The sequence below is a fragment of the Kurthia sp. Dielmo genome, from assembly GCF_000307285.2.
GTDB lineage: Bacteria > Bacillota > Bacilli > Bacillales_A > Planococcaceae > Kurthia > Kurthia populi.
This window is the reverse complement of the sequence record NZ_HE578959.1, coordinates 319,945-337,639: the sequence shown is the minus strand read 5'-3', so window position 1 is coordinate 337,639 and position 17,695 is coordinate 319,945. Positions and strand designations below refer to the sequence as shown.

At 36.9% G+C, this 17,695-nt stretch carries 12 protein-coding genes and 1 pseudogene; all 13 read left to right on the top strand.

Features of this window, described 5'->3' with window-relative positions; all coding sequences use genetic code 11:
* The coding region (locus KTHG_RS21290; protein WP_147633111.1) for a helix-turn-helix transcriptional regulator at positions 1-429 on the top strand (429 nt) is incomplete at its 5' end.
* Positions 416-1,387, top strand: a complete 972-nt coding sequence (locus KTHG_RS12820; protein ID WP_186439598.1) for a substrate-binding domain-containing protein — start codon at positions 416-418, stop codon at positions 1,385-1,387. The genes KTHG_RS21290 and KTHG_RS12820, both read left to right, overlap by 14 nt.
* A gap of 459 nt (positions 1,388-1,846) precedes the next feature.
* Entirely contained in the window at positions 1,847-2,140 is a 294-nt protein-coding gene (locus tag KTHG_RS12815) for a WXG100 family type VII secretion target (protein WP_139994042.1), read from the top strand.
* A gap of 241 nt (positions 2,141-2,381) precedes the next feature.
* Positions 2,382-5,699 (top strand): annotated as a pseudogene (gene esaA / locus KTHG_RS12810) (type VII secretion protein EsaA); the annotation flags it as partial.
* Positions 5,696-6,187: a hypothetical protein gene (locus tag KTHG_RS12805; RefSeq protein ID WP_139994038.1), complete on the top strand. Its 492-nt coding sequence runs from the start codon at positions 5,696-5,698 to the stop codon at positions 6,185-6,187. The pseudogene esaA and the gene KTHG_RS12805, both read left to right, overlap by 4 nt.
* Positions 6,180-6,443 (top strand): type VII secretion protein, YukD family, encoded by a 264-nt coding sequence (locus KTHG_RS12800; protein WP_139994037.1) that lies wholly within the window; start codon positions 6,180-6,182, stop codon positions 6,441-6,443. The genes KTHG_RS12805 and KTHG_RS12800 overlap by 8 nt, the downstream gene beginning before the upstream one ends.
* A 7-nt stretch (positions 6,444-6,450) precedes the next feature.
* Entirely contained in the window at positions 6,451-7,620 is a 1,170-nt protein-coding gene (gene essB / locus KTHG_RS12795) for a type VII secretion protein EssB (RefSeq protein WP_139994035.1), read from the top strand.
* Positions 7,610-12,106, top strand: coding sequence for a type VII secretion protein EssC (gene essC / locus KTHG_RS12790; protein ID WP_139994033.1), 4,497 nt, complete (start codon positions 7,610-7,612; stop codon positions 12,104-12,106). Before essB ends, essC begins: the two co-directional genes overlap by 11 nt.
* A complete protein-coding gene (locus KTHG_RS12785; protein WP_139994031.1) occupies positions 12,096-12,494 on the top strand; it encodes a DUF5082 domain-containing protein in 399 nt (132 codons plus the stop codon). Before essC ends, KTHG_RS12785 begins: the two co-directional genes overlap by 11 nt.
* A 13-nt stretch (positions 12,495-12,507) precedes the next feature.
* Positions 12,508-12,807, top strand: a complete 300-nt coding sequence (locus KTHG_RS12780) for a DUF5344 family protein (RefSeq protein WP_139994029.1) — start codon at positions 12,508-12,510, stop codon at positions 12,805-12,807.
* A gap of 8 nt (positions 12,808-12,815) precedes the next feature.
* The gene (locus tag KTHG_RS12775; protein ID WP_139994027.1) at positions 12,816-13,523 is read left to right on the top strand and encodes a DUF4176 domain-containing protein; all 708 of its coding nucleotides are present in this window, start codon (positions 12,816-12,818) and stop codon (positions 13,521-13,523) included.
* On the top strand, positions 13,524-16,379 hold the full coding sequence (locus KTHG_RS12770) for an HNH endonuclease (protein ID WP_139994025.1): 2,856 nt from the start codon (positions 13,524-13,526) through the stop codon (positions 16,377-16,379).
* Between the two features lies 1 nt (position 16,380).
* Positions 16,381-17,695 (top strand): SMI1/KNR4 family protein (locus tag KTHG_RS12765; protein WP_139994291.1); only part of this gene is annotated, 1,315 nt, incomplete at its 3' end.

The following is a 17,695-nucleotide window of genomic DNA, read 5'->3' as shown; positions in this document are numbered from 1 at the left end:
TTTTCCGATGAATCACAAGCGCAATTATTGAAGGATATTTTTCAAGCGATTGACCAGCTTGCTCGTCACGAGGAATGGCTGAAAAAGCGTCAAGAGTCGGATAAAATGCAGCAGGCAAAGACGTATATTGACCAGCATTTTTCAGAGGATATCTCATTGGAAACGTTGGCGGCTTATTTACATCTCAATCCGATTTATGTCAGCAAGCTTTTTAAAGACAAGCTCAATATTAATTACATTGACTATTTGAGTGAAATTCGTATAAAGCATGCGAAAAAGCGGCTGCTTGAGCAGGAAACGTCGACAAAGGAGATTGCGTATGATGTTGGCTACCGAGACCCGAATTACTTTAGTAAGGTATTTAAAAAATATACGGGCTATTCCCCAACGGAATACCGGAAAAGGGCACTTGCCTATGATGAAATATAGCTGGTTGCTTATTGTGCTTTTATTAACGGCTTGTAGTGCAACAAAGGCAGAGGAAACGGCTGTACAGAAGCAGGTTACAGTGGGCTTTTTAATGGATACATTAAACGAGGAGCGCTGGGTAAAGGACCGTGCCTATTTTACCGAGGAGGTACAGAAGCAAGGTGCGAACATCCAAGTAGCGGTTGCACATGGTAATGATGCCTTGCAGATTGAACAGGCTGAAAAGATGATTCGTTCACATGTCGATATATTGGTCATTGTGCCACATAATGCCCAGGCGATGGCGGCCATTGTTCACCAAGCGCATAAGGCAAATATTCAGGTGATTGCGTATGACCGCATTGTAAAAAATGCTGACATTGATTTGTATATTTCCTTTGATAATGAACGTGTCGGGCAGTTGCAGGCAGAGGAACTGCTAAAAAGCGTACCACAGGGCAATGTGGTGTATATTGGCGGGGCTTCAACGGACCATAATTCGCATTTGCTGAAAAAAGGTGCTATGAATGTACTTGCACCGCTTATACGAAGCGGCGACATTCGCATTCAGTATGATCAATGGACGAAAAACTGGCAGCCAAAAGAAGCCGCAAAAGGCATGGAGGAGGCGCTTCGTATTAATCATCATCAGATTGATGCAGTAATTGCCGCCAATGATGCGACAGCCTATGCGGCGATGCAGGTCATTAAGCAGCAAGGGATGGCGAAAAAAATTGCTGTTATTGGACAAGATGCAGATGCAGTAAATATTCAGGCAATTCAGCAAGGAACACAGCTCGCAACCGTTTATAAACCTGTGAAAAAGCTCTCGAGTGTCGCTGCGAAAACAGCTGTATCAATGGCGAAAAAACAGAAAGTCGATATTACCGACTCTATCGATAATGGAAAAAATAATATTCCTTCTATTTTATTAGAGCCCATTTTAGTTACGAAAAAAATATACAAAATACTGTTGTGAAGGATGGGTTTTATCAAGAAGATAAGTGAATGTAGTTATTTAGATATAGACGAGCTTATTATCGTGAAATAAGCTCGTTTTTTTGTTTTTTATGAATAAATATTTATTTTTAAATATTTGTTTTTATAAAAAAATATAAAATTATATTGTTTAAATGCTTAAATTACGCTATCTCGAATCAAAAATATATTAAAAATACTTCTTTTTTTGGAAAGTCGAATTTTGTTGAATACATGATTTATATGACTAAAAATTAAAAAAATGCATAAAAAATTACCTAAAATCATTTTACAAATATAAACCCATCTTACCTTTTTATAGAAAAACGATAAAATATAAGGGATTTTATAGTAAAATTCTAGTGTTAAATCAAATGTTCAAGTATTTATACATAGTTTTATATATATGATTTATCGTTCATTTGATGGATACTACAATAACCTAAAAGGAATGATTTCAATGGCTCAAATTTCAGTAACTCCTGAACAGTTAAAACATTTTGCGAAAGTTTATACACAAGCAGCAAACGGTATTAACGAACAGATTCGTCGTGTAGAATCAACAAACGGTCAAATGGAACAGATGTGGAAAGGTGAAGCCTTCCGCGCATATTTAGAGCAATATAAAGAATTGAAACAAGATGTTGTGAAATTCGAACGTCTATTAGAATCAATTAATAATCAATTAAACAAATACGCAGATACTGTTCAAAGCCGTGACCAAGAGGATTCAAGAAGCTTTGGGTTACGCTAGTTAAAGGCAAATAAATGCTAGAACAACAAGCATGTATTTAAACAAAGAAGAGGGGGATCGCGTTTGGACGCAATTCCCTTTTTTTGATTAGTATATGCATTCGCTCTAGTTTTTCTAGTAAAGGAGTAAACAGCTTGAAAGGGAAAATGAGGAAGGTTACACCGCTATTTATGGTGTTACTAAGCGCTTTACTGTTTCTAAGCGGCTTTGTATTTTTTAGTTTTTTAATGAAGACGTTAAGCAGGTAGATGAGCAGGAAAATGGTGTTTTGACCTACGCTATTGTAAATGAAGATGTAGGTGCTACATATAATAAAAAAACATTTAATCTAGGAAAAGATTTTTTGAATTTAATAGAACAAGATAGTGATCATAAGTGGGTGGTTGCCTCATATGATGTTGCACGGAATGGGTATAACCAGGGTCAATATGATGCACTTATTATTTTGCCTCAAGATTTTTCAGAAAATATCTTATCATTAGAAAGTTTGACGCCAGAGCAGGCGCAAATCGTCTATGAAATTAATGGTCGTAAAAATGCATTAGCGAATCAGGTAACGAAGCAAAAAATTGGTGAGATTTTAAATAACTTTAATAATAAGGTTGTCCAAATGTATTTTTCAAGTGTATTAGGCAACTTATCTGATGCACAACGTAGTATGGCACAAATTGTTAAGGGAGACATCGCAGCACAAAAATCATTAGAAAAATCGATTCGCCCTACATTACTTGATTTTCCAAATCAATTTAAGACGATTACAGATGCGACAGATAGTTTGAAAGATCGTAATAGTCAGTGGAAGGATAGTCAAAATGCTTTTACTAAATTGACCAATGGTTTATTAAAAGACACTTCAAAAGAATTGACAGGTCAACAAGAGGCTGTAAAACAATTTGATGCGCTACAACAAAAAATAAGTGGACTAAATGAGCAAGCAGTCCGCGCTAATTTAGAAGCACAATCAGAGCAAGATGAAGAAAATTATAATGCTTATTTTGAAGGGTTGCATACAGCAATTGAATCAGAATTTGCTGTATTTGGCGCAAATGAATCAGAAGCAAATATTTTAGCTACTTTTAAAGAAACGGCAAAGGATTTTGAAAATCAACAAAATGAAGTTTTAGAAGACGTAACGGCAAAAATTGAAGCCATTCAAAAAGTTGAAACAACATTAACTGAATCTAAAGAAGATGTTGTGAATCATTATTTTAATGGTGTGAATCCAACTGAAGCTACGAATGAAGATATTAAACAAGCCATTAAAAATTATTGGATAACGCCGTCTCTTAATGAAAGTACAACAAAATTAGATAATGCTTATTTTGATGATATAAATCAACAAATAAATAACTTAGCACTAAGAGATTTAAAGAACATGATAGCCGTATTAGAACACAAAGAAGTAATTAGTACAGCGCAAAAAAATAAGTATGAGCAAGAGCTTCAATTAATAGAACGTTATATGAAGGAACAAAATATTCCTTCTACAAAAGAACAAATGTTTCAATTTATTGAAGTGACGAATGAAGAAATGAAAGAACCACCTCAATATCATGAGGCCTTCAATATTACTGCTAATTTACAAGAAGTAAATACGTTTACGTTTGAAGCAGATAATAGCAACTTAGTACTAAAAGATACGGATGCAGTAGCATTAGCAAATGAATTGACATCAAAATTCGACGAGAAATTACAGGAAGCGAATGTCGCTTTGAAAACGAAGGTAGTGTATGCAGGAAAGACTTTTACAGTTCAGTTTGAGGCAACAGATGATTTAGTTCCACCTGTAGAGGAACAGCCAGATGGAGAGGATAATACAAAAGAATTAGAAGCACAAGAGCCTGTAGAAGGAGAGGAAGTACCAACTGAATCTACAGAAGAAACAAACGAAGCGGAACTTACTGAACCCGAAACAGAAGAAAATACGATGCCTACACAATTAAGTGTCATCATTGCACCAACGATCACATGGGAGCTATTTCAGCCGAAGGAGTCTTTTAATGAAGCTACTTATGTATGGAAATGGCAAACGCCTACTGTATCAGAAGTGATTCATACCAATACGGTTAGTTTTTTCATTGATCTATCAATTGAAAAAGATGCGCTAATTGAAGATGTAAGTCCGCTGCTTGAGCAAATGAAGTATTTAGAACAGGCAGTTCAAAGTATTTATTTAATTTATGGGAATGCGGAGTCTTTAAATAACTATTTATCTAAAGTGGAAGCCTCACCTGAGAAAACAGTAAGTGAATTAGCTACTCCAGAAAGTATTTATTTACGTTATGGAAAATTATCTGATGAAGAAAAGGAGAATCTCATTACAAGCGATTTAGTAGCAAAAGTAGGTGCGAATGGTCGTCAGTTGTATACACAATTAGACGAACAGCTTGTCGCACTACAAGCAATGCTAGTTGAATCAAATGACAATGGGACAAAGACACTTGGACAAATCAAGCAATCGCTCACACTACCAGAGCAATTTACTCAGCAAGCAGATGCTATAACAAATTGGTATACGAACGCAGTAGAAGAAGTACATTCACAGTATGAAATGTGGGAAAAGTCTCCAGAGTTAGGGATTTCATTAGCCGCCTATGATGGCAAACGCCAAGATGATACAACACTTTATTATGACAATACTAGTAGTAATGCGCTTTATGACGACTATACCACGCTAGCGCAAACAACAAGTAGCGCTGCATCAAGCATTCGGTCGAGTGCTACTAAAATTGAAAATATTAATGAAGGTTTTAAGGACTTAAATGCTTTAACGAAAGAAGCAAAATCAAAATCAAGTGATGTTTTAAGTAAGACAAATGATTTAGTCGTCGATATGACAGGTCACAATAAAAAGAGCAAAGATTATCATACAAATTTCAGTACTGTCATGAATAATACGCAAAAAGGGACAGGAGACAATCAGCAGGTGTATAACTTTTTGTCAAATCCAATTGGTACGAAGGGTACTGTAGAGGCAGCAAAACAAGTATCACTCATTCCTTATTTTATGACAGTAATGACGATGTTGTTAGCCATTGTGTGTAGCTATGGATTTGCACGATTAAATCTACGTAGACGATTAAAAGATAGTGATGCGCTTGTAGAACCAACACGTTTATGGCTTAATTTACCGGCCTTACTAAAAATAGTAGGAGTAAGTAGTATCATTTCGCTAGTCTTTGTACTATTAACTGTACGTTTAAATGTTCAAACGTACACCTTTAGCTGGATGATGTATGTCTTTATAACAACCCTTGCTGTTCTCGTATTTTCAACGGGCTGTATGCGTTTAATTCCAAAGACAGCCTTTGTATCATTCGTTGTTGTAGCTGGCTTGTACTTATTGTTATCACCAATGATTGGAATTAGCGTGGTTTCAGGGAGCTTTGCGGAAGGGTTATATCGCCTCTCACCCTTCCAAAATATTGAGGATGGCTATAGTGCACTAATCGCTGGACAGGTTGTGGGGAGTATCACTTACTTGTTACTTATTTTTGGGATGGCTATAGGAGTGGTACTGAATCTAGTAAGTAAAAATGAAGTGGATGTGGAGGAATGAAGACCATCATAATCACCGGTTTTATGAGTATGGGTTTGTTTGCTTTCGCAGATTATGCTCAGGCTACAAATGGTGAATTAGAAATTAATAATGAAGTGATTAGCTCTAGCGGAAAAGAGGAGCAACTTGGTGGTGCACACAGTAATGTGGATCCAGAGCTCTTTTTAGAAACATATACGAAAAGCGAGGAGCTACATCATCAAAAAAATGAAAAAGTATTATCTGATACCTTTAATACCGTATTTACAAAGAAAGATGCATCTACATTTGTGAACACTAGAAGTTATCTAGAAATGGTTTTTGCTAGTTCTACACGAGATTATCAACAGCGTGCGACAAGACAAGATGTACTACCAAAGTTTGAAATGCCCGCTTTTATAATTTATCTATTTATCGCAGTATTAGGCGTTGTGATGGTGCTTTTAGGGCTTTTTTTAGGGAAGAAGTATGCACATCTTTTAAGAAGAAAGGAACGACAACATGGATAGAAAAACAGCCATTAATATTGGCTTACATATGCAAGAGCAAGTTATTGATTTAAGAATTCCATTATACGTAAATAAGATGAGATTAAAAGAATTATTAGTAGATGTGTTTAATACGATGCATATTCAATTGCCGCTTCAGTGGGATATCCAAATTATGAATAAAAAAATTCGAATACACGATTCAATTGAGTTATACCGTTACCCATTGGGGGATGGTGATCAATTTCAAATTGTCGATTTGACGAAAGGTGCGTAACGAAATAATGGTACAACTTAATGATGGCATTACAATGCTTGAATTTACAACAGAAGAAGGTTTTTTAGATGTGGCATTATCACCCAATCAGTATGATATGCAAGGAGCTCCTTTAATTGCTCCTTTCTTAGCAGAAAGTGATTTATTTTTACCAGGAGAGATTACATCCTTAACGAAGGAAAAGCTTGTTATTCGCTATCACGTTCCTACACACGCGATATCAATCAAAAAAGCTGTAGCAAAATTAGATGAAACAGATCGCTTGAGTGTAATTCAAAAGCTTAATCGTCTTATCGAATGGCAAAAAAAAGACGTTCATTTGTATATGCACCCGGAAAATTTTTATTTAGTTGGCGGAACACTTAAGGTTGCACATCGAGGCTTATTGCGTTCGGTAAAACCATATGAAGCCACGTATGAACAGTTTTTACGACAATATAAGGCGCTTGTCGTATCGCTACTGAAGCCAAAAAATTCCTATGAAGATATTTTAGAAGGCTATGACGCATTAAAGGATGTTTTTAGTCGTCAAGTATTTGAAGCAACGACACTTGAGGCTGTTCAAAAAATTGTTGATGCACAGTATGCACAATTAGCGAATAAAAGGCAGTTGACTCAAAAGCTTGTAAGTAAAAAGAAATTTGAAGGCTTTAAATGGGGGAGTCTTATTGCGGGAGTTCTTGCTCTTACACTCGCTATTACGCTGATTGTGATAGCGACGAGCACATTACCGAAAAAGGAGCGGATTGTGAATGCACAAACATCCTTTATATCAAGCGACTACCTAGCAACTGCAGAAGAATTAAAGGGAGATAATCCAGAAACTCTTCCGGCGAATGCGCAGTATATTTTAGCTGTTAGTTATATTCATTTAGAGACGGATTTAAAAAGTGCACAGAAAAAAGCTGCATTAAATCAATTGTCCTTAAAAAGTACAGCAAATGAATTAAAATATTGGATTTATATTGGACAAGGCAACTATGAGCAGGCAATCTCTATTGCGGAAAATATTGATAGTTCAAATATGGCTTTATTTGCTTATACGAAGCTTGTGATGGCGACGCAAAAGGATGAAGAAATGCCTGGTGAAGAAAAGAAAAAGAAACTTGAAGAATATCAAGAAAAAATGACTGCCTATAAAAAGCTGTTAGATAAGGGTGATAGTAATGGTCAATAATTATAAAATCGACGACCAATTAACGGCAAATCCATGTATTCAATATGATGTTTTTATTTTTGGCGATGTATTTCGTCATGAAACGTTATCAGAGGCTGCCCACACTATTACGTGCGATGGGCATACCATTGTATTACGTGAGAAAGATGTATGGGTGGATGAGCAACGCTATACGCAACCGATGTATCTATCAAATGTAGGGAAAGTAAAAATTGTTATACGTCAGGAACTTTTTGTTCAGACAGTCAAGTTACCACGTCAGCCTTTCACAATTTCAAATTTGCTAGGCGCTTCAATTGAAATACTTGCGGAGGCACAAGTAGTTGTTGCACCACAGATGAACGCGCAGCAAGAAGTTGATTACTATACGGTTTATGCTGTATCAGATGTAACAGATATATATTGGAATGATCAATTAGTTAATCAAATCGAACATAATTTTTTTGTAGGAGATCGGTTTATCGTCGGCGATTTAATCATCGAGTTCCGACCAGAGCAGCTGAAAATCTTATCATTAGGAAATGAAATTACATTCAATCCGTGGGTGCTAACAGCTGAGAAGGAAAAGAGTGAATATCCTACAGGATTTCCAAATTATCGCCGAAGCCCGCGTATTATTTTAGAGAAACCAAAGGATAAAGTACCAATTGCTTCTCCTAGTATGAAGCCTGAGTTAGGTAGAGAGGAATTAATGCGTAGCATTTTACCACCAGCAGCAATGATTGTAGCGAGCATTTTGGTGAGCTATTTTACTAATCGTAATCCGATTTTCATGATTAGTATGGCGAGTGTCACGGTATTGATGATTGCCTTCTCTATTTCATCTTATGTAACAAATAAGCGAGAGCATAAACGCAAAGTAATTGAACGTGAAGATAATTATCAGCATTATTTAATCAAAAAATCATCAGATGTACGTAAGCTGGCGACTGCACAGCGAGAGGCTTTGCTATACCATTATCCAGCAATGGAGGATTTAGCCCAGATGATGGCTAGCTATGATGCACGCTTATATGAAAAAGTGAAAAACAACAAAGATTTCCTAATGATTTCTCTTGGCCTAGGAGATGTGGAGGCTTCTTATAATGTGGAGTTGAGTCATGATGAAATTCAAGTTGACCCACTTGTGCTAGAGGCACAGAAAAATGTTGTAGAGCCGTATAAAGTGTTAAAGGATGCACCAGTTGAAATTGCATTAAATGAGCAAACGTTAGGGCTTTCTGGACATTATGAAGCTTTAAAAACAGCTGTCTCAACAATGCTTTTACAAATTGCTGCTTTCCATTCCTACCGCGATGTAGAATTTATTGCACTTGTACCGGAGGAATCGTATTCGGAGGATTGGAAGCATTGGCGCTGGTTACCGCATTTTGAAATGAATAGCTTAAACCTTCGAGGTATTATTCATAATGCACAAACGCGTGATATGGTGCTGACAAGTTTTTATCAATTATTAAATACTCGTCGTCAGGCTGTAAAGGAAGCTAAAAATGAAAAGGTATCGTTCTCACCTCATTATGTCGTTACGATTTTAGAGGATAGCTGGCTGACAGGGCATGGCTTAAATGAATTTTTAGCAGAGGATATGACACAGTATGGTGTGACAGTCATTTGGGGGAAAGAAACACCTGCAATGCTACCTGAGACCGTGACAACGCTAATAGATTATGAAAATACTGAAGCAGCCACAGTAATCAACGAAAATGAAGTATTTGTTGATAAGGAATTTAAACCGTATTCATTACCAGGGCAAGTAGCGCTTGAGCAAGCTATCCAAGCATTATCAAACTTACAACATATTGAAGTAGAAAAAAATGCAATTCCAGAAGCCATTACCTTTTTAGATATGTATCAAGTGAGTGGTGTCGAGCAGCTAAATGTTGGATCACGCTGGGATAAGGCAAATACCGCAAAATCTTTATCGGTGCCACTTGGTCTGCGTGGGAAAAATGATTTAGTGCATTTGAATCTTCATGAGCGTGCGCATGGTCCACACGGTCTTGTTGCAGGGACAACGGGTTCTGGTAAGTCTGAAATTGTTCAAAGCTATATTTTAAGCTTGGCGGTTAACTTCGCTCCAGAAGACGTTGGCTTTCTACCGATTGACTTTAAAGGTGGCGGGATGGCGAATTTATTTAACCAATTGCCGCATTTACTAGGCTCCATTACAAACTTAGACGGTGCTAGCTCAGCACGTGCATTAGCGAGTATTCGTGCAGAGCTACAAAAACGTCAGCGCTATTTTGGACAATATGGTGTAAATCATATTAATGGCTATACAAAGCTGTATAAGCAGGGAAAAACGATTATTGACCCAGCAGAAAAAGCCAGCTATCCAACGAAGCCATTACCACACTTATTCTTAATTTCAGATGAATTTGCGGAATTAAAAGCAAATGAGCCAGAGTTTATGGCAGAGCTAGTATCTACTGCGCGTATTGGTCGTTCATTAGGCGTCCATCTAATTTTAGCAACGCAAAAGCCTAGTGGTGTAGTGGATGATCAAATTTGGTCGAATTCCCGCTTCAAATTGGCATTGAAAGTACAGGATGCGAGTGATTCTAATGAAATTTTAAAAACACCTGATGCAGCGAGCATTACACAGCCGGGTCGGGCTTATTTACAGGTAGGGAATAATGAAATTTATGAATTATTCCAATCGGCATGGAGTGGAGCATCCTATACACCAGACATGATTATCGAAGAAAAAGCGGATGAGCGTATTTGGTTAATTAATGATTTAGGGCAATATGAGTTATTATCAGATGATTTATCAAATATGGATGAGGTGGCCATAAAGGAAGAGGAATCATTGACACAGCTAGATGCCGTTGTACAGCATATTGAAGCGGTAGCACAGGCGCGTCAAAGCATTCTCCCAGATCGACCGTGGCTACCACCACTAGAAAAAGAAATTTTAACACCAATGACGAATTATCAGCTTGCATGGAAGCAGCCGACAGCAATGGCTGTTCCATTTGCATTAATGGATTTACCAGCAGAGCAAGATCAGCGTCCGTTTATGTTTGATTTGACGAAGCTAAGTCATACCGCTATTTATGGGAGTGCAGGGTTTGGTAAATCGACAGCACTCCAAACACTTGTAATGAATCTATGTCGTCAAAATAATCCAGAGCAGCTGCATATTAATCTATTTGATTTCGGAACAAATGGCTTATTACCGCTAAGAGACTTGCCTCATGTAGCAGACATCGTACGTTTAGAGGAAGAAGAAAAACTCATTAAATTCTTAAAACGATTACGCAGCGAGGTGGCCGTTCGAAAAGATTTGTTTTCACGCTTTGGGGTGTCTAGCTTAAAGCAATATGAGGCGAAGTCAAACTTACATTTACCGATTTCTGTCACAATTTTTGATGGCTATGATGTTGTGCGCGAGAGTGATTTAGAGGAATCAATTGAACGTGTAATTAATCAGCTACTACGTGAAGGCGCAAGTGTTGGGATGTATGTCATCTTAACTGGATTACGTGTGGATACTTTAAAAATTAGTATGACAAGTAACATTCCTACACGCATTGGTCTGTTTTTAGTTGAGGACGGGGCTATTCGTGACATTGTTGGACGAGAAGCGTTAATTCCACAAGATATTATTGGACGTGCACAAATAAAATTAGAAGAAGTCGTATCCTTACAAGTTTATTTACCAGCTGAGGGACTAAATGATATTGAGCGTTTAAAACGTATGGATGAAGAGATTCAGGAGCTTACAACGGCATGGACTGGTAAGCGTCCAAGAAAAATTCCTATGGTACCTAAAACAGTGGATTCGAAAAGCTATTATACTAATCCAGACGTACAGCATTATTTATCAAAGGGATATATTCCGTTTGGCTTAAATCAAGATACGACAGAGGTGATTGGATTCCGACCGGAAGTGGATGGTTACTTTGTCGTTGCAAATGAGCAACCTACACAGGCAGATTTTGTTGAAAAACATGTGCTGAAGGCCTTGCAGCACTTACAGGGTCGTTATCATCGTATTGTTTTTGACGATAGTGATCGCTTTGCAACGATGACGACATCGTTTGATACAATCGTACCGCAGTCGGATTTTTCAAGTTATATGATATCGATGATTTCTGAAATTGATGAGCGCTTGTTGAATCCAGAAAATGAAGCAGAAAAAATTCTTGTCTTTATTCCAGACGTTGCGCGCTTTTCTGATAAGAGCTTAATCTACGATGACCAAGTCATAAAACTATTAAGAAAAGGTCCACAAGTGGGTATTCATTGTTTATTCCAATCTGAAAAAAGTAAGTTAGAAAATTCGTATGATGATTTAAATAAAGCATTACGAAATTCACCACCTGCTGGCTTAGTAGGATCTCGCTTAACCGATCAGGAATTGATTAATGTGAAATCAAATTACTCAGAACCAGCTGTAGGCTTTGATCAAAGTCATTATTTTGCTGATCGACAAGCAGTCAAAATTAAATTAGTTAGTGAGTGGTTAGATGAGTCATGAAGTGAAATTAGAAATTAAAGCTTTGAAATCGGCTATTGCACAAGCTAGTGCACATCATGCCGCAGCTAAAAAAGAGTTAGAGCGACTGCAAAACGCCAAAAAGCAGTTACTTGTCCTAGACCAAGAATATGATCAATTTCAAGCCACTATTGAAAAATATAAGGCGGCCATTTCAGATGACCATTTTAAAGGTTCAATTCGCAAAGAATACGATACGTTTATTGAAAATATGATAGCAGAGCTAAACACCGTGAAAAATGGATTTCAAAAAAACATGGGCCTTCTTGATTTACAAATCGCAGCGAAGGAAATGGAAACGTTTAATATTCTAAGTGGGATTAGTAGTACAAAGCATGCGGTTGCTAATTTAATAAAATCACTTGATTAAGAGGGTGGAACAGATGCCAGAAATCAGTTTGAATAAAGGGCAATTTATGAGTGAAATCAATCAAATGAAGTCGAGTGTCAGTGCACTCAAGAAGACACCAGCAAAGGCGTTTACAAAAAATAAATCCGTTGCTTTTAGTAAGTTAGTGGATTACGAGGAAGACCTTAATAAATATATAGATAGATATAAAGAAGCGGCTTCGAAGGATTTTAATAAAATGATTAAGGTAGCAGAAAAAATTGCAAAGGATGATCAGGAGATGGCACAGAAGTTTAGTACCGTGAATACATTGACTGAGCATAAAATGGTGTGAGATAACGTATGACAGAATTTAATAAACCTAAATTATTAAAAGAGGTACTCGAACAGGAACCACTTATTGAAATGGAAACAGTAGATGTAGCATTCGATATAGGCCAGTTTTTTGGCAATCAGCAGGGATTAATGAAGCAGGTTTATGCTGCCTATAGTCAACAACTATCAACTTTTGAATTTAAGCCCCCACTAGGTGCAAAGCTACTGGTTACTTTTAACTGGGAAAATCAAGTCATTACATTAGAAAAATCGGGAAATGCTATGACACTTTCGCATAAAGCTTTTTTACGCTGGATGGGTTTGATTGATTTAGTCTATGCCCCTATATTGCCAAATGGAAGTGTTGTTGAAATTGATTGCTCTTTATTATCACCGCCTATACGAAAAATGTTTGAAGAAAGTGAGCTAGGTGCTCTATTAATGATTACTGGAAGAAAGGTATCTTTAATGGAGGGCTTTGAGCAATATGCAGTCGATTACTTAGGAATACTATGGCCACTTGGGATGATTCCAGGGATGGAGCCGGTCTTTATATCTAATATGATGATTAAACGTGTTGTTTTTAAAGGCTATGTGAATGGGTTTGAAAATAAACTTGTGAATGAAGCGATTTATCCTTCCAATTTGATAGCACGTCAAATTTCGAGCGCCTTTATGACGACAGAGGAAGCCATTGCCTATTATGAAGCACTTGAGAAAGTGCAGGTGAACTAGTTGTCCTTTCATATTGATATTGAAGAAGTAAATCAGTACAAAAAGAATTTTATTAAAAATAAACAAGCGGTTGATGCTGGACTTCAAACGGTTCTTGAACGCTTACAGGTGCCTGAGCAGACAGGTTCAATAAAAGGGGAAGTAGCTTCAGCTGTAAAGCAGGATTTAAAAAATGTGCATCAAGGAATTGTGAACGGTTTGAAGAATGCGTACGAAACCTTTGATGAAGATTATTATGATGTGCTTTTAGAGAAATTTAGAAGCACTGTAAATGAAACAAATGATGCAGCTATTTTAGATGAAGATTATTTGCAAAAGGAAAAAGAGCATTTAACTAATTTTAATAAAGATTTTCAAGAAATAATCAAAAGCTATGATACACAGTATGCAAAAATCAATGATTTAATCGCTTTAAGTACACCTCATAATGCATTTGGTGATAAAGTAAAAGAGGCAAAGAAAAAATTAACCGATACGCTCACGAATGTACATACATTTGAACGTATGCAAGTGGAAAAAGAAGTTGTATCGAATATGACGGAGACATATATTGAGCTATTAAATGTTTCAATAGATCTTGCTTATTCATCTCCGGATTTTGATGTATTGACTGAGAGTTCAGCGTTTAGTGACAGTATGGCGGAGTATCAGCAGGCGATTCAGGCACAAAAACAATTTGAGGCACAGCAGCGTGAACTAGCGGAGCAAAAACGATTAGAGGAGCAGTATGCTAAGGCGCATCCAATTGAAACCTATTTGAAGGAGAGTTCAGAAGAGGTAGCGAAGGCCTGGGGGAAAGCAGTGAACTATATTGAAAACCTCCCGATTGATCAGCTTGTCGAACAGTATGGCTTGCCAGAAGGATTTAAGGCGCTAGGCAAAGCGGAGAAGGAAAGAATTCTTTTTCAAATGGGTATCATTGGTGCAGCAGGAAGTCTTATTAGTGATACGGCTATCGGGGCAGTTTCTACATATAATTCAATTGAGAACGCAGTAGACACAGCTACTCTAAAAATGGCCGGATTAAAGCCGCCTAAATACATGGAATACAAAATGGAGCAAGACAAAAAAGCCTTAACAGACACCTATAATCTAGTGGCCACAGAGGAAGGACGCGCCCAACTAAAAGAGGGCGTCACAAAAATGATAGGGAACATAACCCAAAATGTAAAAAATGGTGACTCCTACGCAATAGGTGGCTATGTATTTAATACAGCGACATTATTTATTCCAGGCGCAGGCCCTGCAGCAGGTGTAGCTAAAATGGGTACAACTGCCGGAAAAATTAGTAGTTCGGTTATCAAACAGGGAAAAGCTTTGAAGGCGGGTACTATTGTAGGTTCGATTTCGAAAAGCAGTACAGAAATAAAAGCTGGTATAATAAAGGGCTCGAAGAAAATAAAAGAAACTAAAGACAAAATGAGTAAATTTAGTAAGGATTTAGGTAAAGATATAAGTAATGATTCAAAATACCTTGCTCAAAAAGTATTAAATCCTAATGAACAGGTTTCTGTAGCGAATTTTGGAAATATGAAGATACCAAGTTCTGATAAAAAAACACATACTTATCTTGCTAAAACAAAAGAAACGATTGTGAAATCTAAACAAAAGGGTAAAGTAGCAACACAAGATAAGGATTTTTCTAGTAAACCACCGTCAAAAGAAGCTGTAAACAATGTTAAAACATATACACTTTATGATGACGGGAAAATCAAAAATAGTAAGGGACAATTTGCTAGTAGATATACGGTAACGAAAGAATTAAATGATGGTACAGCTATTGTAAGATATGTGAAAAATCATGCTGAAAATGCTAAAGAATTAAATTTCTCTGAATTCGCGGATATTATCACGACAAAGAATAATATATCATCCTCTGATGATACTAATTTAGAATATGGCAGAGATTTAAATGGTAATGCTTATATCAAGACCAAAAACCGAACTTTTGTTGTATACAAAAATCGTTTCGATGATGATTATAAATTTAATAAAATAGTTGTTACTGATAAGAAAATGTTCAAAGAAAATATTCTTGGTTCGTACGATAAGACTGGAAATATAATTTATAAAGAAGTACAAGTGAAGTTAAATGGTAATTTTATATCGCCTCTAGAATTAAAAACAAAAGATTTAAGTAATAGCTATCAAAGTATGAAGGAGTTTAAGGACGTTGTTAAGGATACAAATGAATATTTAAATCGTAATAAAAATCATAGCATTTTAAATGCTAAATTAGCTGGAAATTATCATCCTATATCAGGTGTGAAATTTGATGAATTAGGTTATCCAGATTTTACAGAAGAAGTAAGAGTTAGATTTACCATGCCAAGTGATTTAAAAGAGCGAGACTTTAATAACAAAAAAGAATTGACTTTGTATTTGAGAGAGTATCTTGAAAATAATCCAAAAGAAAAGAAAATATTTAGTAAAAAACAATTAGAAGAAATTCAAAATAATGCTGAAGAAATTCGGAATTTAAAATGGGATAAAGATGAAAATGGTAATATAGTATTGAAAACTCAAGATTTGTTTTTTACAACACAATTAGATAAAAAACATTACTTAGCTGATGATAAAGTTCAATTTAAAGAATGTACAAAAAATTTAAAAAAAATGTTGGAAGAAGGAGTGATAGCAAAAGATTTATTTACTAAAAGTCAATTAGATGATATTTATAAAGAAAACCCTACTATCAAAAATTTAACGTGGCATCACCATCAAATATCTGGGAGAATGGAATTAGTTAATGCGGATACACATAATTTAACTGGCCATTTAGGTGGGAATGCACTTTGGGGTAAAGATATTCGTAATAGTACAGAATTAGATTTATATAGAAAGGAACTGAATTAAAATGATATTCAATCAATTTGACTGGTCAGAAGTAAAAGAACCCGCAACACCGCAAGAAATTAAACAAATCGAAGAGAAACTACAGGTGAAATTACCATTAGATTTTCTCGAAGAGGCGACGCCCTATTTTGGTGCCTACTTAGATGAGGATATTAGTTGGCAAGGCCTTTCTTTTGGTCAGTTGTTAACGCTCTCTCTTAATAATCCTGCGCTGGATACGTTATCAACAGCGAAAGAAACGTTTGTAGAACAAGGACGAATGCCGAAGGAGTTGGTGCCTTTCGCTGCAACACCTGGTGGTGACTATTTCTGTTTTGATTACGTAGAGGGGCCTGAAAATCCAACGGTGGTATATTGGACGCATGACGGTTCCGATTCGATTGAAAATTTAATGGAGGATGACGGCCTGACGGAAGAGGAGGCTGTTGCTCATTTACGTGAGCACTCAACAAGCTATTTAGCGGAAACTTTCACAGAGTTTGCAAAAGATTTAATTACCTACGAGGAATACGAAGCACGCGAAAAGGTCAAATCAGAGGCGCGACAAAAAGCGGAAGCAGAACGAAAGGCGGCTTATGCGGCATTACTTCGTACAAGTGAGCCAGGTTTTGAAAAACTTCTTCCAGAGCGAGTAGAGTATGAGGATGGTTATCCTGTTTTTGAGGGGAATAATTTATACTTTACCGCAACACTGCCCGAAGAATTATATTTAGGCGAAAGCGATGTGCAGCTTGAAGAATGTTTCCGTCAACTAAATGAAGCGCTCGAAACAGGAGCGTTATCTGCTTCTCGCTTTACACCGATGCAGCTACAGGATTTAGCGGCGGGTGCGCCGAAGCTAAAAGGTTTAGTTTGGCATCATCATGAAGAACCGGGAAAAATGCAGTTAGTCAATGCCTATGCGCATTTAGTAAGACATATTGGAGGCCGCTCGACGTGGGCGTATGATCCTGACCCAACCAAATACAGGGTGAATCGCTCAGACATTGAGCAAACAGGCATTTACCGAACGGAGGAAAAAGATGCTTTAGAGGGCCTACGTGAGGTTGAACGTCAGTTAGAGGTCCGCTTTCCTAAGGATTTTATCCAATTCTTCCGTACAATCAATGGGGGCCGTTTTGAGCACCAACATTTTTTAAGTGGTGGTATTGAACTCTTTGTGGGCGATTTACTGTCCTTTAATCCAGCAAGTGCGGATTATGTATTGGACTATGTTAAACGGATGGGTGACCGTATGCCGGCGCCATTTGTGCCGTTTGCCTGTGATCCTTTTGGGAACCTATTTGGTCTTATTTATAAAAGAGAAAGTAAAAATA